The 26,959-nt window shown below is 72.1% G+C and carries 24 protein-coding genes; 9 read left to right on the top strand and 15 right to left on the bottom strand.

The features are described 5' to 3' along the window. Positions 1–8 precede the first annotated feature (8 nt). Positions 9–1,193 (top strand): hypothetical protein, encoded by a 1,185-nt coding sequence (locus AOK23_RS14105; RefSeq protein WP_055713062.1) that lies wholly within the window; start codon positions 9–11, stop codon positions 1,191–1,193. 66 nt (positions 1,194–1,259) lie between these two features. Here AOK23_RS14105 and AOK23_RS14100 read toward each other — a convergent pair whose 3' ends face one another. Next, the gene (locus tag AOK23_RS14100; protein WP_055713061.1) at positions 1,260–3,269 is read right to left on the bottom strand and encodes a hypothetical protein; all 2,010 of its coding nucleotides are present in this window, start codon (positions 3,267–3,269) and stop codon (positions 1,260–1,262) included. A gap of 165 nt (positions 3,270–3,434) precedes the next feature. Here AOK23_RS14100 and AOK23_RS14095 point away from each other — a divergent pair, with 165 nt between their 5' ends. Continuing rightward, the gene (locus AOK23_RS14095) at positions 3,435–4,232 is read left to right on the top strand and encodes a hypothetical protein (protein WP_055713060.1); all 798 of its coding nucleotides are present in this window, start codon (positions 3,435–3,437) and stop codon (positions 4,230–4,232) included. A gap of 42 nt (positions 4,233–4,274) precedes the next feature. On the opposite strand, the gene AOK23_RS14090 is transcribed toward AOK23_RS14095, so the two are convergent. Next, entirely contained in the window at positions 4,275–4,670 is a 396-nt protein-coding gene (locus AOK23_RS14090; protein WP_055516980.1) for a DUF5997 family protein, read from the bottom strand. An 84-nt stretch (positions 4,671–4,754) separates the two neighbouring features. Here AOK23_RS14090 and AOK23_RS14085 point away from each other — a divergent pair, with 84 nt between their 5' ends. Then, positions 4,755–5,537 carry a LysR substrate-binding domain-containing protein gene (locus AOK23_RS14085; RefSeq protein ID WP_079049466.1) on the top strand — a complete coding sequence of 261 codons (783 nt, stop codon included), beginning with the start codon at positions 4,755–4,757 and terminating at the stop codon, positions 5,535–5,537. 134 nt (positions 5,538–5,671) lie between these two features. Here the strand turns inward: AOK23_RS14085 and AOK23_RS14080 are convergent, their stop codons facing one another. Next, entirely contained in the window at positions 5,672–8,158 is a 2,487-nt protein-coding gene (locus AOK23_RS14080; protein ID WP_055713058.1) for an alpha-L-arabinofuranosidase C-terminal domain-containing protein, read from the bottom strand. 143 nt (positions 8,159–8,301) lie between these two features. Between AOK23_RS14080 and AOK23_RS14075 the strand changes: the two genes are divergently transcribed. Beyond that, positions 8,302–8,784, top strand: a complete 483-nt coding sequence (locus AOK23_RS14075) for a DUF6314 family protein (RefSeq protein WP_055713057.1) — start codon at positions 8,302–8,304, stop codon at positions 8,782–8,784. Positions 8,785–8,945: 161 nt separating this feature from the next. Here the strand turns inward: AOK23_RS14075 and AOK23_RS14070 are convergent, their stop codons facing one another. From AOK23_RS14070 to AOK23_RS14060, 3 genes are all read right to left on the bottom strand, one after another. Then, complete coding sequence (locus AOK23_RS14070; RefSeq protein ID WP_055713056.1) at positions 8,946–9,518, bottom strand: histidine phosphatase family protein; 573 nt, start codon at positions 9,516–9,518, stop codon at positions 8,946–8,948. Positions 9,519–9,680: 162 nt separating this feature from the next. Further along, on the bottom strand, positions 9,681–10,118 hold the full coding sequence (locus tag AOK23_RS14065) for a GNAT family N-acetyltransferase (RefSeq protein ID WP_055713055.1): 438 nt from the start codon (positions 10,116–10,118) through the stop codon (positions 9,681–9,683). Positions 10,119–10,135: 17 nt separating this feature from the next. Continuing rightward, the gene (locus tag AOK23_RS14060) at positions 10,136–11,611 is read right to left on the bottom strand and encodes an aminotransferase-like domain-containing protein (RefSeq protein WP_055713054.1); all 1,476 of its coding nucleotides are present in this window, start codon (positions 11,609–11,611) and stop codon (positions 10,136–10,138) included. Here AOK23_RS14060 and AOK23_RS14055 point away from each other — a divergent pair. Together AOK23_RS14055 and AOK23_RS14050 are read left to right on the top strand one after the other, a co-directional pair. Further along, the gene (locus AOK23_RS14055) at positions 11,610–12,542 is read left to right on the top strand and encodes a DMT family transporter (protein ID WP_055713053.1); all 933 of its coding nucleotides are present in this window, start codon (positions 11,610–11,612) and stop codon (positions 12,540–12,542) included. The genes AOK23_RS14060 and AOK23_RS14055 overlap by 2 nt on opposite strands. 90 nt (positions 12,543–12,632) lie before the next feature. Next, positions 12,633–12,827: a DUF1918 domain-containing protein gene (locus AOK23_RS14050; RefSeq protein ID WP_055517021.1), complete on the top strand. Its 195-nt coding sequence runs from the start codon at positions 12,633–12,635 to the stop codon at positions 12,825–12,827. A 25-nt stretch (positions 12,828–12,852) separates the two neighbouring features. On the opposite strand, the gene AOK23_RS14045 is transcribed toward AOK23_RS14050, so the two are convergent. After that, entirely contained in the window at positions 12,853–14,091 is a 1,239-nt protein-coding gene (locus tag AOK23_RS14045; protein WP_055713052.1) for a glycoside hydrolase family 10-like protein, read from the bottom strand. A gap of 192 nt (positions 14,092–14,283) precedes the next feature. Between AOK23_RS14045 and AOK23_RS14040 the strand changes: the two genes are divergently transcribed. Beyond that, on the top strand, positions 14,284–15,159 hold the full coding sequence (locus AOK23_RS14040; RefSeq protein WP_079049465.1) for a 3-hydroxybutyryl-CoA dehydrogenase: 876 nt from the start codon (positions 14,284–14,286) through the stop codon (positions 15,157–15,159). Positions 15,160–15,231: 72 nt separating this feature from the next. Here AOK23_RS14040 and AOK23_RS14035 read toward each other — a convergent pair whose 3' ends face one another. After that, a complete protein-coding gene (locus AOK23_RS14035; protein WP_157878028.1) occupies positions 15,232–16,452 on the bottom strand; it encodes a hypothetical protein in 1,221 nt (406 codons plus the stop codon). 62 nt (positions 16,453–16,514) lie between these two features. On the opposite strand from AOK23_RS14035, the gene AOK23_RS14030 reads away from it, so the two are divergent. Then, positions 16,515–16,997 carry a hypothetical protein gene (locus AOK23_RS14030; RefSeq protein ID WP_420823709.1) on the top strand — a complete coding sequence of 161 codons (483 nt, stop codon included), beginning with the start codon at positions 16,515–16,517 and terminating at the stop codon, positions 16,995–16,997. Positions 16,998–17,250: 253 nt separating this feature from the next. Then, complete coding sequence (locus AOK23_RS14025) at positions 17,251–17,508, top strand: hypothetical protein (protein WP_055517027.1); 258 nt, start codon at positions 17,251–17,253, stop codon at positions 17,506–17,508. A 27-nt stretch (positions 17,509–17,535) separates the two neighbouring features. On the opposite strand, the gene AOK23_RS14020 is transcribed toward AOK23_RS14025, so the two are convergent. The 7 genes from AOK23_RS14020 to AOK23_RS13990 all read right to left on the bottom strand — a co-directional run bounded on the left by AOK23_RS14020 (position 17,536) and on the right by AOK23_RS13990 (position 26,945). Further along, positions 17,536–18,081, bottom strand: coding sequence for an NUDIX hydrolase (locus AOK23_RS14020; protein WP_055517029.1), 546 nt, complete (start codon positions 18,079–18,081; stop codon positions 17,536–17,538). 98 nt (positions 18,082–18,179) lie between these two features. Next, on the bottom strand, positions 18,180–19,520 hold the full coding sequence (locus AOK23_RS14015) for an NsdA family TPR-like regulatory protein (protein ID WP_055713049.1): 1,341 nt from the start codon (positions 19,518–19,520) through the stop codon (positions 18,180–18,182). Positions 19,521–19,743: 223 nt separating this feature from the next. Further along, positions 19,744–20,700 carry a PP2C family protein-serine/threonine phosphatase gene (locus AOK23_RS14010; protein ID WP_240496386.1) on the bottom strand — a complete coding sequence of 319 codons (957 nt, stop codon included), beginning with the start codon at positions 20,698–20,700 and terminating at the stop codon, positions 19,744–19,746. A 427-nt stretch (positions 20,701–21,127) separates the two neighbouring features. After that, positions 21,128–23,641: a phenylalanine--tRNA ligase subunit beta gene (gene pheT / locus AOK23_RS14005; RefSeq protein ID WP_055713048.1), complete on the bottom strand. Its 2,514-nt coding sequence runs from the start codon at positions 23,639–23,641 to the stop codon at positions 21,128–21,130. Continuing rightward, positions 23,641–24,762 (bottom strand): phenylalanine--tRNA ligase subunit alpha, encoded by a 1,122-nt coding sequence (gene pheS / locus AOK23_RS14000; RefSeq protein WP_055713047.1) that lies wholly within the window; start codon positions 24,760–24,762, stop codon positions 23,641–23,643. Before pheS ends, pheT begins: the two co-directional genes overlap by 1 nt. A 129-nt stretch (positions 24,763–24,891) precedes the next feature. Then, entirely contained in the window at positions 24,892–26,028 is a 1,137-nt protein-coding gene (locus AOK23_RS13995) for a sensor histidine kinase (protein ID WP_055713046.1), read from the bottom strand. A 53-nt stretch (positions 26,029–26,081) separates the two neighbouring features. Beyond that, positions 26,082–26,945 (bottom strand): TrmH family RNA methyltransferase, encoded by an 864-nt coding sequence (locus AOK23_RS13990; RefSeq protein ID WP_055713045.1) that lies wholly within the window; start codon positions 26,943–26,945, stop codon positions 26,082–26,084. Between the last annotated feature and the right edge of the window lie 14 nt (positions 26,946–26,959).

Here is a 26,959-nt window from a genome sequence, read left to right as displayed (position 1 = left end):
TTCGGGCCATGTCGATCACAGCCCGCCTGCGCGACTCGGTGCAGTTGCCGAACGGTGGATCCCTGGTCAACGGCTTCGCCCTCGACAGTCGTGCCGACCGCCCGCATCGCGCCCTCCTGAGGAACGGGCCCGCGCTGGAGGTCCACGACCTGGCCGGGCTGTTCGCCGCCGACCGCGCACCGACCGCCGTCTTTCCTCTGCCCTGGCCCGGCTGGCGCGGGGGCGTCCACTCGGTGAGCGCCGACGCGTCGTTCGCGGTGTTCTCTGGCCAGCGGTCGGTGCGGGCCGTGGCCCCCGGCGGAGCGACGCTGTGGGAGTACCGGCACGGCTGCTGGGGCCCGCTCCTCGGGCACCCGCACACCGGGGACGAGCAGGAGGTGTGCGACGGGCTGGAGCACGGGTCCTGCCGCATATCCGACGACGGCCGGCTCGTCTGGGCACATGTCGTGGCGCCGGAGGAGCACGGCGGGCAGGAGTACTGGGCCGTCCTGGACGCCCGGGACGGGCGTGAGCTGGCCCGGCTGCCGCTGGACAGCGCGGCCTCCGGCTCCCACCACGTCTCCCACCCTGACGGCGTCCACATGGGGCTGAGCATCGGCATGGGCCAGGACGGCCTCCTGCTGCACTGGGCCCGCTGGGACGGCGAGGAGCTGACCGCCTGGGACCTGAACGAGACCCTGGACCGCGACCTGACGGACGTCCACCCGGCGCATCCCGGCTTCCTGACCGCCGAGCACCACGGCACGGACCTGAGGCTGCACGCCCTCGACGGCACGGTGCTCGCCGAGGGCGAAGCGGCGGGGGCCCGGCCGGAGCGGGGCGGCGAGGCAGACCTCGACGACGAAGACGACGGGGATGGCGGGGACCTTTATGAGGCGGACCTCGACGGCGACTACGACGAGGACGAGGACGACGAAGACCTCGACGACGAAGACGAGCCGCCCTGCTGGGACCACGGTGGCGGCTTCGTCGACGCCGACACGGTCATCGCCTCGACGATCGACGCCGCCGACGACGACCCGGCGGAGGGCCGCCACTGGCTGCTCGACGCGCACACCCTGGAGATACGCGGCGCGATCACGTATCCCACCGGCCACGTCGACAGCTATGTGCGCCCGCTCGGGGACGGGACCTGGCTCACCTACGACGACGTGAGCGGCACGCTGGCCCGCTGGAGCGAAGCGGCGTCCTGAGCGACGGGCGGCCCGGCCGCCCCCGCGTCACTGCGGGACGAGGACGGCGTTCCCCCCTCCCCCACGTCACGGCAGGGCGAGGACCGCGTCGACCAGGGACCGCATCTCCTCGTCGAACAGGATCGTCCGGTAGTCCCCGTGGGGCGCCAGCCTCCGGTCGGTGTCCCGCACCCGGCGCAGCACCGCACGGGTTTCGTCGGTGACCGTGCCGATGGCGACGAGGGCGCGCAGTGCGTCGACGAAGTAGCCGTAGGAGTCGTCGCCGTCGGCCATCGGCCGCAGGTGCTCCCCGAGGACGGACACGCTCGGTTCCGCCTCGCCCGTGATCGACGCGAGCGCGATCGCGGACCGCAGCCGCAGCCAGCCGTCGCCGCGCTCCATGAGCTGTCGTACCCGGTCGGCGTAGGGCGCGGCAGCCGGGCCGAAGTGACCGATCAGGTGGACGGGACCGTAGAAGGGCTCCTCCTCGGTCAGCACGGCCTCGCCCACGAGCCGCAGCGCCGACGCGCTGTCACCGTCGAGGACCGAGGCGGCCCACGCCACCTTCTGGTGGTTGCCCGGGTGGTCGAGGACGGTGGCGCGGCGCACCTCGGGTGCGGCGGACGCCGCGGCCGGTCCCATCGCCACGAGCGCGTCGATCGCGGTCAGCGAGTACCGGGCGTCGTCCAGCAGGGCCACGACCTCGGGCAGGGCGGGCGCGGACGCCTCACCCCACGCGGTGAGGACGCCGAGCAGGCAGCAGGTCAGCCCGCCGCCCTTGCCGTCCTTCCGGAGCAGTGCGCGGATGTCCGGCACCAGGGTCTCCGCGTGCGCCGCGAGCGGGGTCAGGACGTCCTCGACCTCCGGCAGGCGGGGGTCACCCGAGCAGTAGGCGCGCGAGTACTGCCCCTCGTAGGGCGCGTACAGTCGCGCGATCAGGCCCGGCAGGGCGCGCGGGTCGCCGATGCGGGTCAGCGCCCAGCGGGCGTGGTCGCCGACGGTGCCCTCCAGGAAGTCGTGCTGGTCCTCGCCCCGGTCGTCGAGAAGGGCGGCGAGTTTGTCGGCGTAGGGGGCCGCCCGGGGGCCCAGTACCGCGAGGAGGTGGGTGGCCCGGTAGCGGACGCCGTCGTCCCGGTCGGCGAGCAGCGCGCCGGCGTGCGGCAGCAGCCGCTCGGCCACGGACGGCCGCCGGACCAGCAGCCGCCACGCCTCGTCGAGCGCGACGCGGCACAGCGGGGCGTCGCCGTTGCGGCGGGCCGCCTCGATGAGGTCGAGGACGAAGTCGAGCATCGTCGGGGGGACGGGGGCGAACAGGCCGACCGTCCAGGAGACGACGTCCTCGCGGGTGAAGGCCGTCTCGACGTCAGGGACGTACCACGCGGCCTCGAACAGCGGTCGCACCGCCGGGTCGGTGAGGATCTCCGTCAGCAGGTCCCGTTCCCGCACCGGTGCCTCGGGATCGAACGCGGCCCAGGCGTGCACGGCCGCGACCCGCAGGACGGGGTCGTCCGCCTGCAGCACCTCGGTCACCACCGCCCGTACCCGGTCCGCCGCCTCCGGGCCGGTGGCGCCGACGGCGGTCCCCAGTTCCAGCAGGACGGCCGGCCGCACCGTCGGGTCCGTCTCCGACCGCCAGCGGTCCAGCAGTGGGCCGACGTCCCCGGCGAGGGGCAGGGCCTCCCTGCGCACCTCGGGGTCCGGGTCCGCCAACAGCGCCAGGAACACCGGCCGCTGGAGCCGCCATGCCTCGTGCCACGCCTCGTCCACCTGGCCCGGCTCGGCTTCGGCCGCCAACCGGGCGAAGCTCACCAGAATCCCGACGAGTTCGCGCCGCGCGCCGCAGGCCGGATCACCGGCGAGGGCGGCGACGAACGGCAGCGCGGCGGTGCTGACGGAGGGCAGGCGTCCGGTGCCGAGCGCGAGGCAGTCGTACAGCGGGTAGCAGTCCTCCTCGGTCGCCGCCTCGCCCTTCAGCACGAGCCTCCGCAGGGCCGCGCGCGTGCCCGTCGTCGGACGTTGTTCGAGCACCGGCTCCAGCCGCTCCCACGGCACGTCGTCCAACGCCTCCACCGCGAAACCCGCCACCCGCGCCCCCATGACCCCGTGACCTCATGACCCTCGTGACCGGTGTTTCATCCGTGTCCCCGCGGTCATCCTGTCACCGAGCACGGCCGCTGCCGAACGACTTTTCGACCGACCGACCCATCGCGGCCGCAACCGTCCGCCGGGGCATTGTCCGACCCCCATGTCACACTGCGTCGCATGTCTCTCGCCGGTCTCACTCTCGACACTTGGCGCTCCTTCGCGCCGGCCATCGCGCGGCAGGTCGCCCAGGACGCCGCCGCCCAGGTGGGCGGCCGGGTGGTCCGCGTCGACACCGTCGAGCACCTCGGTGCTCCACTGCACCGTGTGCTGATCGAGCGGGACGGGCAGGAGTTCGCCCTGATACCGGGCGGCCGGGTCACGCTCGGCTTCGACGCCGCCGGCTGGCGGCCGACGCCCGAGCAGTCGGCGGACTACGCCCGGAGCGTGGCCGGGGGATACGGGTACGACAGCGACCTTCGGGAACACCTCGCGCAGGTGCTCAGTCCTCGCCGTGACGTGGTGCTGGACGCCGTGCTCATGGCGGTGGAGGGCGAGCATCTGACGGAGCCGCCCGCGGAGACACCGGCCGTCCTGGCGGCGCGCGGTCTGCGCATGCCTACCTCGGACGAGTGGGAGCACGCCTGCGGTGCGGGCGCCAGCACCCTGTTCCGCTGGGGCGACGACTGCCCCCTGGACCGCGTCCCCTACGACGACCCCACGGGCCCCCAGCACGAACCGAACGCCTTCGGCCTGCGCATCGCGTACGACACGTACACGACGGAGCTCACGAGCGACCCCTCGGTGGTGCGTGGCGGCGACGGCGGCGAGTCCGTGTGCGGCGGCTACGGCCGTCTGCTCGGCTGGCTGCCCCTGGCCACGTCGAACGTCAACCCGTCGATGGCGGAGTTCGTGTACGGGGAGGACGGCGAGGACCTCTACGAGGACTTCACCGTACGGCCGGTGCTCACGCTCTGAGAGACGCCCGCCGAGAGCGGCCCACCGCGGGGCCCGCTGCCCCTAGGGGCGTTCCGCCGCCCGCTCGGCGTTGCGCTTCTTGATGCGGGCGCCTTCCTTGCGGACCTCGGCCTGGGTGGCGCGCTCGCGCTGGAGCCACTCAGGGCTCTCGTCCTTCAGCGCCTCGATCTGCTCGGTGGTGAGGGCCTCGGTGACCCCGGCGCGGGCCAGTCCCGCGATGGAGACGCCCAGCTTGGCGGCGACGACCGGGCGGGGGTGCGGGCCGTTGCGGCGCAGCTCCTGCAGCCAGGCCGGCGGGTCGGCCTGGAGCGCGTTCAGTTCGGCGCGCGAGACGACGCCCTCCCGGAACTCGGCGGGGGTGGCTTCGAGGTACACACCCAGCTTCTTCGCCGCGGTCGCGGGCTTCATGGTCTGGGGTGCGGTCTGGTGCGACGTCATGGTGTCCAGGGTATCGAGCATGTGCGCCATCGCTGACCACGCCCGGAGAGCGGGGGCGGCGGTCCGGCCCGATAGCCTGGTCGTGTGACAGGTTCGGATGCATCGCCCTCGTTCCGGCTCGCGTACGTTCCGGGAGTGACGCCCACGAAGTGGGTGCGGATCTGGAACGAGCGGTTGCCCGACATTCCCCTCACCCTGGTCCAGGTGTCGGCCGCCGAGGCGCTGGGCGCGCTGCGGGGCGGCGAGGCGGACGCCGGGTTCGTCCGGCTGCCGGTGGACGGGGCCGACCTCAGCGCGATCCCCCTCTACACCGAGGCCACGGTGGTGGTGGTCCCGAAGGACCATGTCGTCGCGGCCGTCGACGAGGTGTCCACGGAGGATCTGGCGGACGAGGTGGTGCTGCACCCCCTCGACGACACCCTCGACTGGGAGCGCCCTCCGGGGCAGCCGGCGTTCGAGCGCCCCGCCACCACGGCGGACGCGATCGAGCTGGTGGCGGCCGGGATCGGGCTCCTCGTCGTCCCGCAGTCGCTGGCCCGCCTGCACCACCGCAAGGATCTGACGTACCGCCCGCTGACCGACGCCCCCGAGTCCCGGGTCGCCCTGTCCTGGCCGCAGGACGCGACCACGGACATGGTCGAGGACTTCATCGGCATCGTCCGGGGCCGTACGGTCAACAGCTCCCGGGGCCGCCCCAAGCCCTCGGAGGAGAAGCAGCAGCCGAAGCCGAAGCGCCAGCCCGCCGCCGGCACCCGCCGCCAGCCCAGCACCGGAAAGCCGACCGCCCGCAACCCCCGATCCGGCTCGGGCGGCACCAGAACGTCGAAGAGCGGCGGCAGGCCAGGAAAGCCCCGCCGCCGCTCGTAACCCATGGACCGCGGCCCCCGAGTTGGGCCGCAGGCCCCTGGATCGGGCCGCAGGCCCGGAAAGGGGTGCGGGGAACCGCGCGACCAGCTCCCACGCACCCGCGGCCGGACCTCAGACCCGGCGGCCGTCCCTCCTCACCGCTTCTTGATCCGAAGGAACGTCACCGAGTTCGCCGGAAACGTATAGCTGAACTCCCTCGCCACCCCACGGAACGTCGACGTCACCGGCGCGACCGGCGTAGCCGTCTCCGTGTTCACGGCGTCCGGCGCCGCCGCGAGCGTGGTCACCCGCGCCGTACCCCGCACCTTCGCACCCCCGAGGTCCACGGCCGTACGCGCGGCGACCGGCTGCGCGTTGACGACCTTGACGATCAGGTCACCGGTCCTGGCGTCCCGCGTCACCACCTGCCGGAACGGCTCCGCCGGCTTGTCGTCGGTGAAGCTGCCCCACTCCTGGCCGTCGAGCAGCAGGGTCACCTTGCGGCCCCGCACCTTGACCTCGATGTCGTACGCGCGGCCCGTCTCGATCGTCCCCGGCTTGGAGATCAACGACGACTTGCCGCCGTCGACGGCCTGCTCCACCGCGCTGGTCGTGTTGTTCCACCCGCCGAGGTTCCACCAGTAGTAGTTGCCGGTGTCCTTGACGCCGAAGGCGACGAGGAAGCCCTCCTTGCCGGACTTCTTCGTGGCCTTCACCTTCAGGTCGTAGTCGTGCCAGGACGGGTCACCGGCCGAGACCATCGTGTTCTCGGCGGCCACATCGGTCTGCACGTACTGCCCGTCCCGCACGGTCCAGCTGCCGCGACCGGTGTGGGTCCACTGCGAGGCGTCCCCGCTGAAGTCGTCGCTGAGGAGGGTCGCCCCGTCGGCGCCCGTGACCTTCACGTCGTCGTACGCGGCGGTCGTGGCCCACGTGGACAGGCCCACGGCTCCCGAGATGGGGCCGCTGACCGCGGGGGTCCCGGTGGCCGTCGAGGGGACGACCCGGTCCCCGACGTTGTTCATGAACAGCTTCTGCGTCTCGTAGTTGGCCGAACCCCAGGACGCGTGGTTGTTGAACCAGATCATGTCGGGGCTCCACTGCACATAGTCCTCGTTGGCGAGGAGCGGCGCGTAGGAGGCCAGCTTGACGACGTCGGCGTTGCGTTCCAGGCCGGTCATGAACGCGGCCTCGGCGAGGGCGTTCTTGAAGGCGTTGCCCCAGGAGGCGTACTCACCGAGGAAGACCTTCGGGCCCTTGCGGTCGTAGGAGTCGTAGCGGTCGTTGTTCTGGAGGAACCACTGGGGGCTGTTGTAGTAGTGCTCGTCGACCATGTCGACGTTCGCCTCGCGGTTCAGTTTCCACGCGGTGTCGAAGGTGCTGCCCGCGTCGTCGGGGCCGGAGTTCGACACGACCTTGATGTCGGGGTGCTTCGCCTCGATGGCGGCCCGGAACTTCTGGAAGCGGGCGAAGAACTCGTTCGGCAGGTTCTCCTCGTTGCCGACACCGAGGTGGGTGAGGTGGAAGGGTTTCGGGTGGCCCATCCGGGCCCGCACGCGGCCCCATTCGCTGGTGGCGGGCCCGTTGGCGAACTCGATCAGGTCGAGCGTGTCCTGGATGTGCCGCTGGAGCAGGGCCTCGTCGTCGGTGGCCTTGTTCTGGCCGCAGCCGGTGACGAGGGCGGGCACGACGGGCAGCGGCATCGCGCCGATGTCCTCGGCGAACTGGAAGTACTCGTAGTAGCCGAGGCCGTAGGACTGGTTGTAGCCCCAGAAGTTGGCGTTGGTGGCCCGTCGCTCGACCGGGCCGATCGTGTCCTTCCACTGGTATGCGCGGGTGCGCTCCCAGTTCGAGGCCTCGCTGTAGTCCTTCATGGAGCCGGTGTTGACGAGGCAGCCGCCGGGGAAGCGCAGGAAGCCCGGCTTCAGGGCGGCGATCTTCTGGGCGAGGTCCTTGCGCAGACCGTTCCGGCGGCCCTTGTAAGTGTCGCGAGGGAAGAGGGACACCTCGTCGAGGGCGGCGGCACCGGAGGTGGCGACGGCGAGGCGGCCGTCGGAACTGGTCCGGGTCGCCTTCAGGACGACGCGGTACTTGGCCCAGCCGCCGGCCGCGACGGCCACCCGACGGGCCTTCGCCAGCGTGCCGTCGGCGTCCTTCAGGGTGACGGTCAGGGTCGTACCGCTCTCGGGCCGCGCCCACACCGAGAAGTCGTACTTCTTGCCCTTCTCGACGCGTATGCCGGTGTTGTAGCCCGTGTTCGTGACGGCCGAACCTGCGCCCAGGGAGAGGTAGACGCGGTTGCGGTCGTTGAGCCGGCCGCTGTCGTTCAGGGCCTGGGCCGAGCCGTCGACCGTCCAGGAGGTGAGGGGGGTGTACGCGCGGTTGTCGGCGGTGGAGTACTCGAAGGACCGGTTCTGGACGAGTTCGGCGTAGAGGCCGCCGTCGGCGGCCCGGTTGATGTCCTCGAAGAAGACGCCGTACATCGTGTCGTCGATCCTGGCGCCCTTGGCGGTGGGGTCGACGGTGATCGTGTAGTCGGTGACGTCCTCGGCGTGGGCGGGGGCCGGGACCGAGGCCGCCGCCACCAGGAAGGCGGTGGCGGTGAGGCCGAGTCTCCAACGGGTGCGGGTGCTGCGTGACATGGATACTCCGCGGCTCGTGGTGGGGGTCGAGAGTTGTTCGAAATATCAGGCAATGATCAGCACATCGAACGGCAAGATAGGGAGGAGGCCGGGAGGCGTCAATGGGGCGTGCGGCCACCCATGTGACTCAAGGGAGGCCCGGTATGGGCGAGTTCCGGTCAGTGCCCGATGTGCTGGGTTATCTGTCCGGGAGCTGGCAGGTCACCCGCGTGGTGCGGGATCTCGTGAGCGGTGCGACGGGCGAGTTCTCCGGTACGACGGTTTTCGGCCCGCTGGACGGGGGCGGCCTGTTCCACCGGGAGGCCGGGATCTTCGTCTGGCAGGGCGCCCCCCGCCCCGCGGAACGCACCCTGCGCTTCCTGCCGGGCCCCACCCCCGCCACGGCGGACGTCCGCTTCGCCGACGGCCGCCCCTTCCACGACCTGGACCTGACCTCGGGCCACTGGCGGACGGACCACCCGTGCGCCGCCGACCTCTACCGGGGCGAGTTCGAGGTGTACGACGACGACCACTGGCGGACGACATGGCGCGTCGGCGGCCCCACGAAGGAGCAGCTCCTGGTCACCGACTACGCACGGGCCGGACACCCCGGGGAGCCGGCGCGGCCCGCGCGCCGGTCGACCTAGGGCCCTTCTGATGGATCTCCGCGGCGTCACGGCCCCCGGCACGCACTCTCGCCGCACCGCGCGAAAGCCCACGTAGCGCCGCTACGAGGACTTCCACGCGGCACGGCGAGAGCACGCACCGGACGCCGCTCCTTCTCCCACGGAGATCCGTCAGAAGGGCCCTAGGCGGCGCCCAGCCGCAGGTTCCAGCGGCCCGGCTGGCCCGCGACGGTGAGCGTCGACAGGGGGCGGACGTCCATGTGCCAGTACGTCGGCGGCGGCGCCTTGAGCGCGTAGACGAGGGCGGCGCGGAGCACGGAGGGCTCGGCCACGGCGACGATCCGGCCGCCGTCGTCCTTCGGCCGGGTGTCGAGCCAGCTCCCTATCCGGGCGATGAAGGACAGAAGGGACTCACCGCCGTGCGGGGTGCAGCGCGGGTCGGCGAGCCAGGCGTCCACCGCCGAGGGTTCCCGGGCCATGGCCTCGCCGAGGGTGAAGCCGCGCCAGCGGCCCATGTCGCAGTCGCGCAGCGCGGGCTGCGCCAGCGGCGCGTACCCGAGGGCGTCGCCGGTGGCCCGACTGCGGGGCGTCGGCGAGCAGTAGCGCAGCTCGGCCGCCGCCAACGGCACCAGTTCGTGGGCGGCGCGCTGCACCTCGTCCCAGCCGGCCTGGTCCAGCGGCCGGTCGTCCTCGAAACGCTCAGCGAGCAGCGAGGAGCAGCGCGCCGCGGCGACGAACGTGACCCGAAGATGCATGCGGAGATCGTGGTGGCCGGAACTGAGCAGGTCAAGAGGCGTTACCCATAGGTTACGAGACACCGTCGGACCCTCACGGGACACGGCCCGCGCCCTTCGCCGGAAGCCACCCGCGCCCTCGCCGGAAGCCACCCGCGCGCTCCCCGGAGGCCGCCCCCCGGCTCACTCGGACACGAGGGCCATCCACCGGTCCGGTTGCACGAGGGGGCGGAAGCCGAGCTGCTCGTAGACCGTGTGCGCGTCCTGGGTGGCGAGCAGGACGCGGCGCAGCCCGAGCGGTTCCAGGTGGGTGCGGACGACGCCCACCAGCGCCTTGCCGATCCCCTTGCCGCGCAGGGCCGGATCCACGTACACGTCGCAGAGCCAGGCGAACGTCGCCCCGTCGGTCACCACCCGCGCGTACGCCACCTGCTCGCCCGAAGTGGTCTCGTACACACCGAAGTTGAGCGACCCGGCGATGGCGCGTTCCTGCTTCTCGCGGGGCCGGCCGAGGGCCCAGTACGCGTCGGAGGACAGCCAGCGGTGGACGCGTCCGACGTCGAGTCGGGTCGGGTCGGTGGAGATCTCGTAGCCCTGGGGCAAGGGGAATGCGTCGTTCACGGCTGGACGTTCGCAGGTCAGAGCCCCGCTGTCGAACCGTTTACCGCCGCCCGCAGCCGCCGGACACCCTCGACGATCTCCCCCGTCCCACTGACCCCGGCGAAGCTCAACCGCAGGTGCGCGGCCGGGGGTTCGGCACTGAAGTAGGGGCGGCCGGGGGTGACGGCGACCCCCGCGCGGAGGGCCGCGGCGACCAGTGCGGCCTCTCCCCCGGAACCGAGGGCCCGGTCGGTGCCCCCGGTGCCGTCGGGAAGGCGGAGCCACAGGTGGTAGCCGCCGGAGGGGATGTGAGGCAGGGCGAGTTCGGGAAGGTGCAGCCGCAGCGCGGAGGTCATCGCGTCCCGACGGTTCTTCAACTCCCTGGACACCGCCCGCAGATGACGGGGCCAGGCAGGCGAGCCGACGAGTTCGAGGGCGGCCTCCTGGAGCGGGCGCGGCACGAAGAAGGTGTCGACGACCTGGATGGCGCGCAGCCGTTCCAGGACCGGTCCGCGGGCGGCCAGCGCGCCCACCCGGAAGCTGGGCGAGGTCGCCTTGGTCAACGAGGACACGTGTACGACGACGCCGTCCGGGTCGTCGGAGACCAGCGGCGGCGGCAGCGGCCCCGCGTCCTCGTGCACGAGCCGGCGCACGAAGTCGTCCTCGATCACGAAGGCCCCCGCCTCGCGTGCGATCCGCAGCACCTCGCCCCGCCGCTCGGCGGACAGGGCGGCCCCGGTGGGGTTCTGGAAGAGGGGCTGGCAGACGAAGACCCGGGCGCCGGACGCCTTGAACGCGTCGGCGAGGAGGGCCGGCCGCACCCCGTCCGGGTCCACCGGCACCGGGACCGGCCGCAGACCGGCGGCCCGGGCGATGGCCAGCATGCCGGGGTACGTGGGCGACTCGACCAGCACCGGCGCGCCGGGCGACGCCAGCGCCCGCAGGGCCGTGGTGAGCGCGGACTGGCCGCCCGCCGCCACGATCACCTCGGCCGCCGTGATCGCCCCGCCGATGCTCCGCGCGAACCACTCGCGCAGCTCCAGGACGCCCTCGACCGGGGGCCGCGCCCAGACGCCGGGACGGCGCCCGGCCCGCGACAGGGCGGCACCCATGGCCTGTTCCGGTTGCAGCGCCGGGTGCAGATAGCCGCCGTTGAACTCGATCACGCCGGGCGGCGGGGAGGCAAGGGAGACCAGGACGCCCGAGGCGTCCACCGTGCGCGGGGTCGGCTCGGCGGTGCCGTCCGCGCTCAGCGCGACCTCCTGCCAGGAGGTGTCCCCCACGGCCGCCGCCCCGTTCTCGCGCGGCCGCGCCCGGAACGCGCCCGCACCGGGCCGCGTCACCACCAGGCCCTCCGCGGCCAGTTGGGCCAGGGCCCGCGAAACGGTCACCGGGCTCACCCGGAAGCGGTCCACGAGTGCTCGACTCGACGGCAGCTTTCCACCAGGTGAGTAGCGGTCGAGCTCCTTTCTGAGCTGTTCCGCCAGTTCCGCGACACTGCTACGCTCTTGCATGAGAGCACAGAGTAGCGCTATCAACCAGCGAACAGTAGCGGTCGGCACCGGTCAGGCCGAGGTGGGCCGTTCCGGGAGCCGCGGCGGCATCCTTCAGGCGGCCCTCGGTGTGGTCGCCTTCTCCCTCACGTTCCCGGCGACCGCCTGGGGTCTGGAGGGCTTCGGCCCCTGGTCCCTCGTCTCCGTGCGCTGTGTCCTCGCGGCCGTCGTCGCGGGCGGCTGTCTGCTGGCCCTGCGCGTGCCGCCGCCCGGCCGCCGGCACTGGGCGGGGCTGGCCGTGGTCGCCGCGGGAGTGGTCGTCGGCTTCCCGCTCCTCACCACGCTCGCCCTGGAGACCTCGACCACCGCGCACGCCGCCGTGGTCGTCGGGCTGCTCCCGCTGACCACCGCCCTGTTCTCGGCGCTGCGCATGGGCTCGCGGCCCTCGCGCACGTTCTGGTGCGCGGCGCTCGCCGGGGCCGCCGCCGTCCTCGCGTTCACGGTGGCGCAGAGCGGCGGCGCCCTCGGCACCGCCGACCTCTACCTCTTCGCGGCGCTCCTGGTGTGCGCGGCCGGCTACACCGAGGGCGGCAGGCTGGCCCGGGTGATGCCCGGCTGGCAGGTCATCGGCTGGGCGCTGGTGTGCTGCCTGCCGTTCAGCGTGCCGGGGGCGCTGCTGGCCCTGTCGTACGAGCCGGTCCAGCTGACCGCGCACAGTGTGACGGGGCTGCTGTGGGTGGCCGCCGGGTCCCAGTTCCTCGGCCTGATCGTCTGGTACCGGGGCATGGCGGCCATCGGCATACCCAGGGCCAGCCAGTTGCAGCTGGCCCAACCCCTGCTCACACTGGTGTGGTCGGTGCTGCTGCTGGGCGAGCACCTGACAGTGGCCGCCCCCCTGACGGCCGCGGCGGTGCTCGTGTGCATCGCCGTCACCCAACGGGCGCGGGGCTGAGCGGAGTCCGGGCAGGATCCGATCGGACCGGCCCACCGTAGACTCAGGCCACGGACCGATGCTCCCGCGCCTGGTGAGGAGGCCCCGAAGATGCGTGCAACCGTGGGCGACCAGCTTGTCCAGCACGGCAGGGTGGTCGGACAACACGACAAGGTCGGCGAGATCGTCGAAGTCATGGGCCAGGAGGGCAATCCCCCGTACCGCGTCCGGTTCGAGGACGGGCACGAGGGTGTGTGCTCGCCCGGCCCGGACACGGAGATCCGGCACAGGGAAGCGCGGCAGTAGACCGGGAGAGCGGACCGGCGGTGGCTCAGCGCGGTGGCTCCGCCGGCTGCTGGTAGTGGTCGGCGACCACCCGCGCCATCGCCCCGATCTTGTCGACGGTCACCTCCTTGGCCGAGAAGAACACATGCCCGCGCACCTCTGGGACGTCACGGGCCAGTGACAGGTGCCGGGACAGCTCGGCCGGGTCCTGCCAGGCGGCGGGCTGCGCCGGGTCGCCGGCCTTGTAGAGGGCCTCGCCGATGTAGAGGCGCGTTCCGGTGCCGCGCGCGGTCTCGGCCCACCAGAGCAGCAGTTTGGCGTAGTCGGCGGCGGCGAAGCCGATGTTCCAGTACAGCTGCGGGACGAGGTAGTCGATCCAGTTCTTCCGGACCCACTTGCGGGTGTCGGCGTACAGGTCGTCGTACGTCTGCACACCGGCCCGGGTGTCCGAGCCGCGCGCGTCGGTGGCGGCGTTGCGCCACACCCCGAAGGGGCTGATGCCGAACTGGGTGCCGGGCCGGACCGCCTTGATCTGCGCCGCCATCTCCTTCACCAGCTTGTCGATGTTGTCGCGCCGCCAGTCGGCCCGGTTGGGGAAGCTCCCGCCGTGGGTGTCGTACGCCGCGTCGTCGTCGAAGACCTGACCGGCAACCGGGTACGGGTAGAAGTAGTCGTCGAAGTGCACCGCGTCGATCGGGTACTTCCGTACGGCGTCGAGCATGGCCTTCTGGACGAAGGCGCGCACGGCGGGGATGCCCGGGTTGTAGTAGAGCTTGCCGCCGTAGGGGACGACCCAGCCGGGGTTCTCCCGGGCCGGGTGGCCGGCGACCAGACGGCTCGGGTCGGTGTGGTTGGCGACCCGGTACGGGTTGAACCAGGCGTGCAGCTCCAGCCCCCGGGCGTGGGCCTCCTCGACCGCCGTGCCCAGCGGGTCCCAGCCGGGGTCCTTGCCCTGGGTGCCGGTGAGGTACTGCGACCAGGGCTCGTACCGGGAGGGCCAGAGCGCGTCGGCCGTGGGGCGGACCTGGAAGATCACCGTGTTGAGGCGGCGCTCCACGGCGGTGTCGAGGTGGGCGAGCAGCTCGGCGCGCTGCTCGTCGGCGGTGAGGCCCGCCTTGGAGGGCCAGTCCCGGTTGACGACGGTGGCGAGCCACATGCCGCGCAGCTCGCCGGAGGCCCGCCTGCGGCGGTCGGGACCCTGACCGGCGATGGCGGTGCCTGCCGCGACGCCGCCCGCCGCCACGAGTGTGGTCACCGCGGTCGCCCAGAACGCCCTTCGTGACATCCGTGGCTTCCGATGCATCCTCGTACCTCCGCGTACCGCTTCGTGCCCGCCTCGTCGCGGACCGTTCGTGGAGCCAGCCTTCCATGTGGTACCCGCGATACTGATCGGTAGCGGCCGGAGGTAACGTGCAGGTTTGGCGCAGGCCCGTACCCGGGGTATCCGCCAGCCACGTAGACCAGTGAAAGGGACGATGTGACGGACTTCCCAACGGGAGATCTCGCGCGAGTCGGAGTCGTGGGCTGCGGCCAGATGGGAGCGGGCATCGCCGAGGTGTGCGCCCGCGCCGGTCTGAACGTCAAGGTCGCCGAAACCACCGGCGAAGCCCTGGAGATCGGCCGTACCCGGCTGTTCAACTCCCTGTCCAAGGCGGCCGAGCGCGGCAAGATCAGCGAGGAGGAGCGGGACGCCACCCAGGCGCGTCTGAGCTTCACCACCGACCTCGGGGAGTTCGCCGACCGCGATCTCGTCATCGAGGCGGTCGTGGAGAACGAGCAGGTGAAGACCGAGATCTTCCAGGTGCTCGACCAGGTGCTGACCCGCCCCGACGCCATCCTCGCCTCGAACACCTCCTCGATCCCCCTGGTGAAGCTGGCGGTCGCCACCTCGCGTCCGGACCAGGTCATCGGCATCCACTTCTTCAACCCGGCCCCGGTGCAGAAGCTCGTCGAGCTGATCCCGGCCCTCACCACCTCCGAGGGCACGCTCAGCCGGGCGCAGCTGTTCGCCGAGAAGGTCCTGGGCAAGCACGCGGTCCGCGCGCAGGACCGCTCGGGTTTCGTGGTCAACGCGCTGCTCGTGCCGTATCTGCTCTCCGCCATCCGCATGTTCGAGTCGGGCATCGCCGGCCGCGAGGACATCGACAACGGCATGGAGCTGGGCTGCGCCCACCCGATGGGCCCGCTGAAGCTGTCCGACCTGATCGGCCTGGACACGATCGTCTCGATCGCCAACTCGATGTACGAGGAGTACAAGGAGCCGCTGTACGCCGCTCCCCCGTTGCTCCAGCGCATGGTCGACGCGGGCCGCCTCGGCCGGAAGACCGGCTCGGGCTTCTACACGTACGGCTGACCCGCACGACACGAGAGAGACCCGCTTCCCGACGTTCCCGGGAGCGGGTCTTTCCGTCGTCCGGGAGTCGGCTTACGAGGAGATCGTCGCGTCGGCTGCCAGCCGCGTTCGGGCCGCGGCGCGCACCTCGGGCGTCTCCATCGGGTCGTCGCGCAGTACCGCGATCCGTTCCAGGGCCTCAGGGCCGTCGGGCGCCGAGGTGATCGCCGCCAACCGCGCCTTCTCCTCGCAGTCCCAGAGCGACTCGGTGTACACGTGGTCCAGCCCGTCCCGGTCGATGGCTGCGAGCGCCTCCAGGTACGCCGTCCGCTCGTACGAGTGCGGGGTGCGCAGCCAGAAGCGCCGCAGGTGGGGCACCGCGTCAGCCGCGTCGGGCCCGAACCGGGCCAGGCGGCGGGCTGTCCGGTCGGGACCGCACCAGGTCCGCGCGGCCCATAGCCGGGCGAGTTCCTCCACGAGTCCCGGCAGTGCCTCGGGGCCGGGATGCTCGGCCAGGACGTCCGCTCCCAGCTCAGCCAGCCAGGGGCGCTCGTCCCGCGCCCAGCCGTGCGCGGCCGGTACGGCGGCGGCTCCGAGGCGCTCGACGGCCCGCCGGAGCGGGGGCAGGGGCCGACGGTCGTCCGCCGTGCCCAACGAGGGGACCAACGGGATCAGTTCCTCAGCGGGCGCTCGGCTGTTCAGCACACGCAACGCGTCGAACTTCGTCATGTCTTCCGCGGAGTTGTCGGCGAGGAGGGTGAGAAGCTCCTCCGTCCGGAGCCCGGCCAGCGAGGGACGCGGAACGGACGGGCGGCTCCGTACCTCGATGCCGAACCGCGTCCACGGCTCGGAGCACCAAGGCAGCTCCGCTTCTCCGCCGATGCGCGCGCGTGCGACGTCACCAAGGTCGTCCCACCACTCGGCCGGCCAGCCGGCCGACACCGACTCCAGTACGGGGACCCAGTGCTCGCCTTCCCGGACGTACGCGCGAAGCCCGTCCCTGGCCTCGTCCGCTCCGGCGAGGGCCAGCAGCTCAAGGACATCGCAGGCCCGCAGGCAGGACTCCTCGTCCCCCGCCAGCTGGTCCACGACCGGTGTCGGGGACAGTTCCAAGTCCTGGACCAGCCGCGCCAGATACAGGGACCGGTCGTCGGTCCCGTCCCATCGCCAGTCACGGCGGATCCCGTCGTACACGAACGCGGCGGCTCTCCGGGGGTCCCGCAGCGCTCGCACCGCGCCCAGGCCACGCCCCCGTTGCAGCAGGCCCTCGACGGAATCGGGGGGCGAGTAGGTCATCACGTACGCATCGCTCATCACCCGGAACCCTGCCCGACGTCGACACCGACCCGCGAGGCAATATCAGTCTCGTGACCTTGATGGACGTACTCGTCGATTTCTCCCGCACCGGCCGGATCGGGCCCCTGCACTGCGGAATGTCCCTGGCCGAGGCCGAGGATCTCCTCGGCCCGGGGCGCCCGCACCCCGCCCACATCATGAAGGGGCCCGACATCGACGGTTACCCCTACTCCTGGGGCGGGCTGCGGCTGAAGGTCACCCGGCGGGCCGTCAGCGGCATCTACCTCGACCTCTGGCCCGGTTCGCCCGCCAGACTCCCGCCACTCGTCCTGCCCGACTCCGAGTCCTACGAGACCACCGTCCTCCGCGAGGAGCTGATCACCGCCCTCGACGGCGCAGGCTGCCGGCATGTGGTCAACAGCAATCTCACCTTCGGCCGGCAATCCAGCATCATCACCCAGCCCGCTGACGTCTGCGCGGTCTTCAGCCTGCCCGCACGCGACCACCACGTGCCGCACCGGGACCGGCACTACCTCTCCGTACTGCACAAGCACACGGCTTGACGTCGCTGAGGTCCGCGTCGCGTCTCCTCTGGCCGAGCACCCCGCCACGACTACGGAACGTGAGAAGCGGTCCCTCGTACGGGCCCGGCGCCGGAAAGGGTGCCGGGCCCGTCGTATTCACACACCGTGTGCGCGGCGGACACGCATATGCCGCTCGCACACGCTCCCCATGCGCCCACCAGGCGAGTTGACTTGCCGTGCGCATGCAAGGGATGTGACGACTACCGAGACGACTACAGAAAGGAGCGGACTCGTGGCCATCGACCCCGAGCATCCCGTGGTCCACGGTGAACTCGCAGAGTTACGCCGCCGCCTGGACGTGGCGCACGCACGCGTCGAGGGAGGGCTCACCCTGCTGAGTCACCGTGCCGAACAGACCGCCAAGGAGCTGGACGACCTGAGCACACGGGTCGTCACCCTGGAGCACTCCCGCTGGCCGCTGCCCGCGGTCGCGGCGCTCGCTGCCGTGGGAGCACTGGTGGTGGCCATCTGGCAGGCCGTGGGCCGCTGAACGGCACGGGCGGGACGCCCGGAGGGATCAGCGCCCCGCGTCCTGTCCGAGCCTCAGATGGTGCAGGAGAAGCAGTGCGGCCGCCATGTTGGCGGCCGGGACCTCGCCGCGGGCGACCATGTCGGGCACGAGCTTGAGGGGAACCCATTCCCTGCGGTCCGACTCGAAGTCGTCCACGGGGTGACCGACATACGCGCCCTCGTCGGCCCAGTAGATGTGGTGCCGGGCGTCGGTGAGCCCGTTGGAGGGCTCGACGCTCATCAGGTGGTGCAGCGGTCCCGGCCGCCATCCGGTCTCCTCCTCCAGTTCCCGGGCGGCCGCGTCGGCGATGCCCTCGCCGTCCTCGACGACGCCGGCCGCCAGCTCCCACCCCCAGCTGTCGGTGATGAAGCGGTGCCGCCACAGCAGCAGCACCTCGTTGGCCTCGTTGACCACGGTGGCCACGGCGACGGGCCGCAGCCGTATCAGGAAGTGATCGAGGTGCCGCCCGTCCGGCAATGCGACATCTGCGAGATTGACGCTGAACCAGCGGTTCGAATACACAGTTTGTTCGCTCTGTTTCGTCCACTGCACGGTTCTGCCACCTTCCGCCGAGTAAGTGGCAATATCGCAGCAGGAGCGTGGTGACAGCAGGCGCACAGGCGGTGCACGGCCGGGCCGTGGACGCCGTGTCAGAGCGGTACGCGCAGTGCCCCGTCGATGAGTTCCGCGGCCTCCGTGGTCCCCGCGCAGCCGTTTCGCACGAGATGTTCGCGTACCGCCCGGAGTCTGTCGCGCAGGCGCATGGACTCCATTCCGCGCGCCCGCTCGGCCATTTCCACGGCGGTCTCGACCGCCTTGTCGGCGTTGCCCTGCCGTAGTTCGATCTGGCTGAGCATGGCGAGCCGGTGCACCCGGCCCCGGTCGTGCGCCGGGGTGTCGACGGCCGCCGCCGCGTGCTCCGCCGCGGCCGTCAGATCGCCGAGGCTGAGCAGCGCCTCCGCCACCTGGACATTGACCAGGCCGGGTTGGACATAGCCGGTCTCGTCGGGTTCATGGCCGCGCCGGATGCGCTCGGCGGCCTGTTCCGCCCGCCGGATGCAGGACAGCGCGCTCGTGCCGTCACCGAGGTGCGCGTAGGCCTTGGCCTGCATCGCGTAGAGGTCCGCGGCGAGGGCCGGGGTGATGTGCTTGCCGGCGGCGCGCAGCGCGGCCTCGGCGAAGGCGACGGCCTGCCGGTACTCCCGCATGAACAGCGACTGGTTGACGAGCAGCGCGATCACATACGCGCCGAGTCCCCGGTCCCCGCTGGCCTTGGCGAGCCGCAGCGCCTGGTGGAAGTAGCGCTGGGCGAGCCCGTGCGCGTCGGAGTCGTACGCGCAGATGCCGGCGATGGCGACCAGTCCGCCGGTGGCCCGGTGGAGTTGGCGTCCGGTGGCGTCGGTGTAGCTGCCGCGCAACAGGGGCGCCGCCTCGGCGTTGAGGAATCCGACGATACGGGCGCGGGTCGCGATGCCGCCCGCCTTGCGGTACAGCTGCTCGTAGTGCGATCGGGCGGCGCGCAGCATCTCGATGTCGGCCATGCTGACGCGGTGCCGTCCGCCGCGGGAGACGTCGACGTCCTCCGGCGGGTTCTCCCACTCCCACACCGGCATCACGGCGGGTGTTCCGGTGACGGCGGGGGCGCCGAGGACATGGGGGCGCTGCTGTTCGTCGGAGCGCCACAGGGCGGTGGCGCGCTCCACGAACCCGGAGAGTCCCGCGCCATGCGGGGAGGTCGCCTCACCCGGCACTCCGAGACCGATGTCGTCGAGGGTGACGGTCCGGCGCAGCCGCCCGGCGAGCACTTCGCAGATCAGGTCGGGCACCTGGCCACGCGGTCGCTGCCCCTTCAACCACCGGGCCACGGCGGTGTGTTCGTATCTCAGCGCCAGACCGCGTGCCCGCCCTGCCTGGTTGACGTGTGCGGCGAGTCCGGCGTGCGAGATACCGGCCTCGTCGAGGATCGCGTCGAGCAGGGTGTTGGGCTGCATGGAGGGCCCTCCGGTGGCTCGGTGCCGGCGTTTGGCAGCGTAGCGCCTCCGTCTTCACACGGGGTGTGAAGGGAATGCCCGAATTCGGGCTGTACGCGCGCTGTTGCGGAGAGTTTCGGGCCGCTTGACTGGAATGCCTCGTAAGAGGCCGACTGGGCCACCGGCTCCCCCTCGTACAGCGCGGTGGCCCCGTCGGGACGAACAGGCCGAGGGCGCTCGGCGGCTACGGCCCGGGGACGACGGGTGGGGTGTCGGCCGCGGGGCCGGGCGGTCCGATCGTGCAGGTCCCCGCGCCTCGGTAAGCGGCGGAGGCCCTCATGAGCCGGTCGTTGCGGATGATCAGTATCGCGACGTCGTCCTTGGGCCGTCCCCCGGTGTGGCGCAGGAGTTGGGTGAAGACGGCGCGCAGGACGGAGTGCGGCGAGATGGGGCGGCCCCGCACGGCCTCCGCCAGGGCCGCGGGCAGCGGGAAGAAGCGGCCGTCGCCGTCCCTGGCGTCCTCCACGCCGTCCGTGTGGAGGAAGAGGGCCTCTCCGGGGAGGAGCCGGCCGCACGGGGTGGCCGGCAGTTCCGCCGGCAGCGGGAACACCCCCAGCGGGGGCAGCGGGTCGGCACCGGCCATCAGTTCCGCCCGGTCGGCGCTCAGCAGATACGGCCAGGGGTGCCCGCAGTTGAGAGCGTGGACCTCGCCGTCGGGGGCGATCTCCAGCAGGAGTACGGTCACGAACTCCTCGGTGTCCTCGGCGCGGGCACGGTCCCGCAGATGCCGGGCGAGGGCGCGGTCGAGGCGGGCGAGGACGCCGGTGAGTTCGGCCTCGTCGTGGACGGCCTCGCGGAAGCTGCCGAGCACGGCGGCGACGGTGCCGATGGCGGAGAGGCCGTGGCCACGCACGTCGCCCATCACGACGCGCACGCCGTGTTCGGTGGCGATCACCTCGTAGAGGTCGCCGCCGACGGTCGCGCCCCGGTCGGCGGAGAGCTGTGCGGCGGCGGTGGCCAGTCCGTCGATCCGGGCGGGCAGGGGCCTCAGCAGTACGCTCTGCGCGGCACCGGCGACCCGGCGCGCCTGCCGCACCTCCTGCAGCATCGCCTGTCTGACCTGGAGTACGAGCCCGGCGCCGACCGCGAGGAACACGGCGCTGCTGGCGAGCCGGGCCCCGAGCCCGTTGTTCTGCGCCATCGGGCAGGCCCACTTGTAGGAGACGGCCGTCGCGCCCCACACCGCCGGCAACCCCAGCGCGAGGGCCCGTCGGACAGACCGCCCGTCGGACGGGCGGCGCCTTCGGACCCATGCCCGTGGAGGTGCCCCAGTCCTGATTCGAATCATGCCGTTGGCCCCCCATCAGGCCCTGACAGCGGTACGGCCCAGAGAGGCCGGTCCGATTCTGTCGACCGAATGCCCCGTTCGGGCCAGATCGCCCCAAGTTCTCACTCGAATGAGTGAGAAGAAGAGAGGGGGATGAGGCCCCGATCAGGGGCGAAGCCCCTGAAAGGGGCGCGGGGAACTGCGCGACCAGCCACGGACAACCCGCAGCCGCCGAACACCCGCAGCTCCCCGCCCCTTCGGCGCTCTCAGCACCCTCGGCACCCACGGCGCCCCCGGCGTCCTAGCTCCGCAGAACCGCCCCCGTACGCTCACCCGCGAGGGCCACCGCCGCGTCGCGCGCCGCGGACGCCTCGTCCACGGTCAGCGTCCGGTCCTCGGCCCGGAAGCGGAGCGCGTACGCCAGCGACTTCCGCCCCTCACCGAGCTGCTCCGCGTTCTCGTAGACGTCGAACAGCCGGATGCCCTCCAGCAGTTCACCGGCGCCCTCGCGCAGCGCGGCCTCGACCTCGGTGTGCGGCACGAACTCGTCGACGACCAGCGCGACGTCCTGCGTGGCGACCGGGAACGAGGAGATGCTCGGCGCCTGCGGGGTGTCGTCCCCGACCCGCTCCAGCACATCCAGGTCCAGCTCGGCGGCGCAGGTACGCGCGGGCAGCCCGAGGGCCTTCACGACACGCGGGTGCAGTTCACCGGCGTGGCCCACGACGCGCTCGGCGCCGTCGACGACGACCACGAACTCGGCGCAGCGGCCCGGGTGCCAGGGCCCGTACTGGCCCTTGCGGACGATCAGCTCCGCGCCGGCCTCACGGGCGACGGCACGCCCGGCCTCGACCGCGTCGGCCCAGTCCGCCGGACGGCCCTTGCCCCACCAGCCGGCCTGCTCGCGGGCCCCGGCGAGGACGACGGCGACATGGCGCGGCTGCTCGGGCAGCGCGGCGTCCAGCGTCGCGATCTCCTCGTCGGTGGGCCGACGGTCGACCGGCAGCGCGACGGCGACGCCCTGCTCGGCGCGCGGCTGGAAGACCAGCCCCGTCTCGAAGAGGGCGAGGTCGTGCGAGCCGCGGCCGTCGTTGCGCCGCAGCGCGCCGAGCAGGCCCGGCAGCAGCGTCGTACGGAGCGCGGGCTCCTCGTCGCTCAGCGGGTTGGTGAGCCGGACGACACGGCGGGCCGGGTCGTCGGCGTCCAGCCCGAGCTGGTCGAAGACCTGCTCGCTGATGAACGGGTAGTTCGGCGCCTCGACGTACCCGGCGCCGGCGAGCGCCCGGCCGACCCGGCGGTGCAGCCGCTGCCGGTGGGTGAGGCCGCGGCCCGACGGGGGCTTGGGCAGCGTGGAGGGCAGGTTCTCGTAACCCTCCAGGCGGATGACCTCCTCCGCCAGGTCGTTGATGTCGGTGAGGTCGGGCCGCCACGACGGCACGGTCACGATCAGCTCGTCCTGCCCGTAGACGTCGCAGCCGACCTCCTGGAGGCGGCGTACGACGGTCTCGCGGCCGTAGACGACACCCGCGACCTTGTCGGGGTGGTCCGCCGGGACCGCGATGGTGTGCGGCGCGGACGGGGCGATGACCTCGGTGACGCCCGCGTCGGCGGTGCCGCCCGCGAGGAGCACCAGCAGGTCGACGGTGCGCTGGGCGGCGGCGGACGCGGCCAGCGGGTCGACGCCTCGCTCGAAGCGGCGGGACGCCTCCGACGACAGCTTGTGCCGGCGGGCGGTGCGCGCGATGGAGACCTGGTCGAAGTGGGCGGCCTCGATGACGACCTCGGTGGACGCGTTCTCCAGATCGTCGTGGTCGGCGATCTCGGTGTCGGCGCCGCCCATGACGCCCGCCAGGCCGATGGGGCCGCGGTCGTCGGTGATGACGAGGTCCTCGGCGTGCAGCTTCCGGGTGACGCCGTCGAGAGTCACGATCTTCTCGCCCTCGGCGGCCCGGCGGACGCCGATGGTGCCCTGGACCAGGTTGCGGTCGTAGGCGTGCAGCGGCTGGCCCAGTTCCATCATCACGTAGTTGGTGATGTCGACGGCGAGGGAGATCGGGCGCATGCCGACCTTCTGGAGCCGGCGCTTGAGCCAGATCGGGGAGCGCGCCTCGGGGTCGAGACCGGTGACGGTGCGGGCCGTGAAGCGGTCACAGCCGAGCGGGTCGGAGACCTGGACGGGGTGGCCGAAGGCGTTCGGGCCGGGGACGTCGAGGAGCGCCGGGTCGCGCAGCGGCAGACCGTAGGCGATGGCGGTCTCGCGGGCGACGCCGCGGATCGACAGGCAGTCGCCGCGGTTGGCGGTGACGGCGATGTCGAGGACCTCGTCGACCAGCTCCAGCAGCTCGATCGCGTCCTTGCCGACCTCGGTCTCCGGCGGCAGCACGATGATGCCCTTGGTGCCGTCGTCGCCCATGCCCAGCTCGTCGCTGGAGCAGATCATGCCGTGGGAGTTGCGGCCGTAGGTCTTGCGCGCGGAGATGGCGAAGCCGCCGGGCAGCTCGGCGCCCGGGAGGACCACGACGACCTTGTCGCCGACGGCGAAGTTGCGGGCGCCGCAGACGATCTCCTGGGGCTCGCCGGTGCCGTTGGCGGTGCCGACGTCGACGGTGCAGAAGCGGATCGGCTTCTTGAAGCCCTCCAGCTCCTCGATGGTCAGCACCTGGCCCACGACGAGGGGGCCCTTGAGGTCGGCTCCGAGCTGCTCGACGGTCTCGACCTCGAGGCCGGCCGACACGAGCTTGGCCTGTACGTCACGGCCGGTTTCGGTCGCCGGCAGGTCGACGTACTCCCGCAGCCAGGAAAGCGGGACCCGCATCAGATCTCCATCCCGAACGGCCGGGTGAACCGGACGTCACCCTCGACCATGTCTCGCATGTCTTCGACGTTGTGGCGGAACATCAGCATCCGCTCGATGCCGAACCCGAAGGCGAAGCCGCTGTACTTCTCCGGGTCGACACCACAGGCGGTGAGCACCTTGGGGTTGACCATGCCGCAGCCGCCGAGCTCGATCCAGCCCTCGCTGGAGCAGGTGCGGCAGGGCCGGTCGGGGTTGCCGACGGACTCGCCGCGGCAGACGTAGCAGACCATGTCCATCTCGGCGGACGGCTCGGTGAACGGGAAGAAGTTCGGCCGCAGCCGGGTCTTCATGCCCTCGCCGAACAGCGACTGGACCATGTGGTCCATGGTGCCCTTGAGGTCGGCCATGGTGAGGCCCTCGTCGACGGCCAGCAGCTCGACCTGACGGAAGACCGGGGTGTGCGTGGCGTCCAGCTCGTCGGTGCGGTAAACGACACCGGGGCAGATCACGTACACCGGCAGCTCACGGTCGAGCAGCGAGCGGATCTGCACGGGCGAGGTGTGGGTGCGCAGCACGACGCCGGACTCGGTGCCGCCGTCCGGCCCCTTGACGAAGAAGGTGTCGGCCTCGCCGCGGGCCGGGTGGTCCGGGCCGATGTTGAGGGCGTCGAAGTTGAACCACTCGGCCTCGACCTGCGGGCCCTCGGCGACCTCGTAGCCCATGGCCACGAAGACGTCCTCGATGCGCTCCGACAGGGTGGTGAGGGGGTGGCGGGCGCCGGCCGGTACGCGGTCGTAGGGCAGCGTGACGTCCACGGCCTCCTCGACGAGGACGCGCGCGTCGCGCTCGGCCTCCAGTTCGGCCTGGCGGGCAGCGAGGCCCTTGTTCACCGCGCCCCGCGCCTGGCCGACCAGTTTGCCGGCGGCGGCCTTGGCCTGCGGGGGCAGTGCGCCGATCTCGCGGTTGGCGAGGGCCAGCGGGGAGGTGCCGCCGGTGTGGGCGACCTTGGCCTCCTGGAGCGCGTCGAGGGAGTCCGCGGCGGCGAAGGCGGCGAGCGCCTCGTCCCGCATGCGCTCGATCTCTTCCGGTTTCAAGGCCTCGACCTCTACAGGGTCGTACGACTTATTCGGTGCCGACATCTCTTCCCGTGCTTCCGATTGGCTGGCTGAAGGTCCCCGTGACCGGCGCTCAGGGCCGTGTGCAGGACACAAAGGTGCCAAAGGCCGAGTCTAACGGGGTGGAGGTGTACGGATGCGCCCGCAGGCTGCTCAGGCCAGGTAGGCCGGAGCGCTCACGGGCAACGTAAATCGGAACTCGGCGCCGCCGCTCGGGGCGCGTCCGACGGTGATGGTGCCGCCGTGGGCTTCGACGATGCCCTTGACGATGTACAGACCGAGGCCGGTGCCACCGCGCTTGCTGCCCCGCCAGAAGCGGGTGAAGACGCGGTTCATGGACTCCTCCGGGATACCGGTGCCCTCGTCGCTCACCGTGACCGACGTACCGGTGTCCTCCCCTTCGCGGGGGGACGCCGTGGGCGTGACGTCAATCGTGACGGTTCCCTCGCCGTGCCGCACGGCATTTTCCAGCAGGTTGCTGAGCACCTGGTCGATCTTGTCGGGGTCGGCCCACAGGTCGGGCAGGGGCTGCTCGATCCTGAGCAGGAACCGGTCGGCGGGCTGTCCCGCCGCGACGTACGCCTGGATGTGCCGGCCGACGGCCGCGCCTATGTCGACGGGCTGCCTGCGCACCTCCAGCCGCCCGGAGTCGATGCGGGAGATGTCGAGCAGTTCGGCGATCAGCCGGGTGACGCGGTTGGCGTCGGCGTCGACGGTCTCCAGCATCAGCTTCTTCTGGTCGTCGGTGAACCGCTCCCATTTGGCGAGCAGGGTCGCCGTGAACCCCTTGACCGAGGTGAGCGGCGAGCGCAGTTCGTGGGCGACCGTGGCGATCAGTTCGGCGTGGCTGCGCTCGGTGCGGCGCCGGGCCTCGGTGTCGCGGAGGGAGACGACGACACGGCGGACGGGTCCGGTGGGTTCGGTGCGGATGTAGCGGGCGGACACGAGGACCTCGCGGGCGCCGGGCAGCAGCAGGTTCCGTTCGGGCTGGCCGACGCGGATGGCGAGGCCCCCGTAGGGGTCGGTCAGCTGCCACCAGCGGCGGCCTTCGAGGTCCTCCAGGGGCAGCGCCCGCTCCAGGGGCAGTCCGAGGGCGTCGGCGGCGGGGACGGCGGTGATCCGGGCGGCGGCGGCGTTGAAGCAGATCACGCGGCCCTGTTCGTCGGCGACGACGAGCCCGTCGGGGAGGTCGTCGGGGTCGATGCCGAGTCCGGCGATCTCGGCGTGCGGCGCCGTGGGTGTGGCGCGCACATCGCGTCCCCCCAGTGTGCTGCTCGTGCCGACCCTCATCCCCGTACCCCACCTCTTCCGTTGTGCAGTGGGCCCCCGAGCCCGTCACCCTACTAGCTGGGAGTGACGGTGCGGCACCCTCCGAAGGCGCGCTGTGCACGGGCGGACGCGTAGAGACATACGGCGGCGGCGGTCGCGAGGTTCAGGCTTTCCGCCTTTCCGTGGATGGGGACCCGTACGACGGCGTCGGCGAGCGCCCGGGTCTCCTCGGGGAGCCCCCATGCCTCGTTGCCGAACACCCAGGCCGTTGGCCCGCCCATGGTGCCCTTGTCCAGTTCGTCGTCGAGGTCGTCCTGCCCGGCGCCGTCCGCGGCGAGGATGCGTACGCCGGCGTCCTTGAGCCCCGCGACAGCCTGCTCGACGGGCACGCCGACGGCGACGGGCAGGTGGAACAGCGACCCTACGGAGGCCCGGACGGCCTTGGGGTTGTAGAGGTCGACGGACGCGTCGGTGAGGACGACGGCCTCGGCGCCGGCGGCGTCGGCGCACCGCAGGACGGTGCCGGCGTTGCCGGGGTCGCGGACGTGGGCGAGGACGGCGACGAGCTTGGGGCGGGCGGCGAGGATCTCCTCGAACGGGGTGTCGAGGAAGCGGCAGATCCCGACGAGGCCCTGCGGGGTGACGGTCGTGGAGATGTCGGCGATGACGGTCTCGTCGGCGAGGTGCACGCGGGCGCCCGCGGCGCGGGCCTCGCCGACGATGTCGGCGTAGCGCTCCGCGGCGTCGACCGTGGCGAACAGCTCGACGAGGGTGGGCGTGCCGTCGGCCGGCGCGCGGTGCGCCGCCGCCTCCCGCACCGCCTGGGGGCCCTCGGCGAGGAACAGGCGGTCCTTGCCCCGGAAGTTCCGCCTGGCGAGCCGCCGAGCGGCCAGGACCCGGGCGGAACGGGGGGAGATCAACTCGGGGGCGGCGGACATGGATCACCTTCGGG

The organism is Streptomyces torulosus, assembly GCF_001419765.1.
GTDB classification, from domain to species: Bacteria; Actinomycetota; Actinomycetes; order Streptomycetales; family Streptomycetaceae; genus Streptomyces; species Streptomyces torulosus.
Note: the sequence above shows the minus strand (reverse complement) of the source record. Positions and strands in the feature narration are given on the sequence as shown.

Excerpts from the sequence above, each read along its gene's own strand:
- AOK23_RS14105 (WP_055713062.1), top strand. The coding sequence starts at position 9 with ATGTCGATCACAGCCCGCCTGCGCGACTCGGTGCAGTTGCCGAACGGT.
- AOK23_RS14100 (WP_055713061.1), bottom strand. The coding sequence starts at position 3,269 with ATGGGGGCGCGGGTGGCGGGTTTCGCGGTGGAGGCGTTGGACGACGTG.
- AOK23_RS14095 (WP_055713060.1), top strand. The coding sequence starts at position 3,435 with ATGTCTCTCGCCGGTCTCACTCTCGACACTTGGCGCTCCTTCGCGCCG.
- AOK23_RS14090 (WP_055516980.1), bottom strand. The coding sequence starts at position 4,670 with ATGACGTCGCACCAGACCGCACCCCAGACCATGAAGCCCGCGACCGCG.
- AOK23_RS14080 (WP_055713058.1), bottom strand. The coding sequence starts at position 8,158 with ATGTCACGCAGCACCCGCACCCGTTGGAGACTCGGCCTCACCGCCACC.
- AOK23_RS14075 (WP_055713057.1), top strand. The coding sequence starts at position 8,302 with ATGGGCGAGTTCCGGTCAGTGCCCGATGTGCTGGGTTATCTGTCCGGG.
- AOK23_RS14070 (WP_055713056.1), bottom strand. The coding sequence starts at position 9,518 with ATGCATCTTCGGGTCACGTTCGTCGCCGCGGCGCGCTGCTCCTCGCTG.
- AOK23_RS14055 (WP_055713053.1), top strand. The coding sequence starts at position 11,610 with ATGAGAGCACAGAGTAGCGCTATCAACCAGCGAACAGTAGCGGTCGGC.
- AOK23_RS14060 (WP_055713054.1), bottom strand. The coding sequence starts at position 11,611 with ATGCAAGAGCGTAGCAGTGTCGCGGAACTGGCGGAACAGCTCAGAAAG.
- AOK23_RS14050 (WP_055517021.1), top strand. The coding sequence starts at position 12,633 with ATGCGTGCAACCGTGGGCGACCAGCTTGTCCAGCACGGCAGGGTGGTC.
- AOK23_RS14045 (WP_055713052.1), bottom strand. The coding sequence starts at position 14,091 with ATGTCACGAAGGGCGTTCTGGGCGACCGCGGTGACCACACTCGTGGCG.
- AOK23_RS14035 (WP_157878028.1), bottom strand. The coding sequence starts at position 16,452 with ATGAGCGATGCGTACGTGATGACCTACTCGCCCCCCGATTCCGTCGAG.
- AOK23_RS14030 (WP_420823709.1), top strand. The coding sequence starts at position 16,515 with ATGGACGTACTCGTCGATTTCTCCCGCACCGGCCGGATCGGGCCCCTG.
- AOK23_RS14015 (WP_055713049.1), bottom strand. The coding sequence starts at position 19,520 with ATGCAGCCCAACACCCTGCTCGACGCGATCCTCGACGAGGCCGGTATC.
- AOK23_RS14010 (WP_240496386.1), bottom strand. The coding sequence starts at position 20,700 with ATGGCGCAGAACAACGGGCTCGGGGCCCGGCTCGCCAGCAGCGCCGTG.
- pheT (WP_055713048.1), bottom strand. The coding sequence starts at position 23,641 with ATGCGGGTCCCGCTTTCCTGGCTGCGGGAGTACGTCGACCTGCCGGCG.
- pheS (WP_055713047.1), bottom strand. The coding sequence starts at position 24,762 with ATGTCGGCACCGAATAAGTCGTACGACCCTGTAGAGGTCGAGGCCTTG.
- AOK23_RS13995 (WP_055713046.1), bottom strand. The coding sequence starts at position 26,028 with ATGAGGGTCGGCACGAGCAGCACACTGGGGGGACGCGATGTGCGCGCC.
- AOK23_RS13990 (WP_055713045.1), bottom strand. The coding sequence starts at position 26,945 with ATGTCCGCCGCCCCCGAGTTGATCTCCCCCCGTTCCGCCCGGGTCCTG.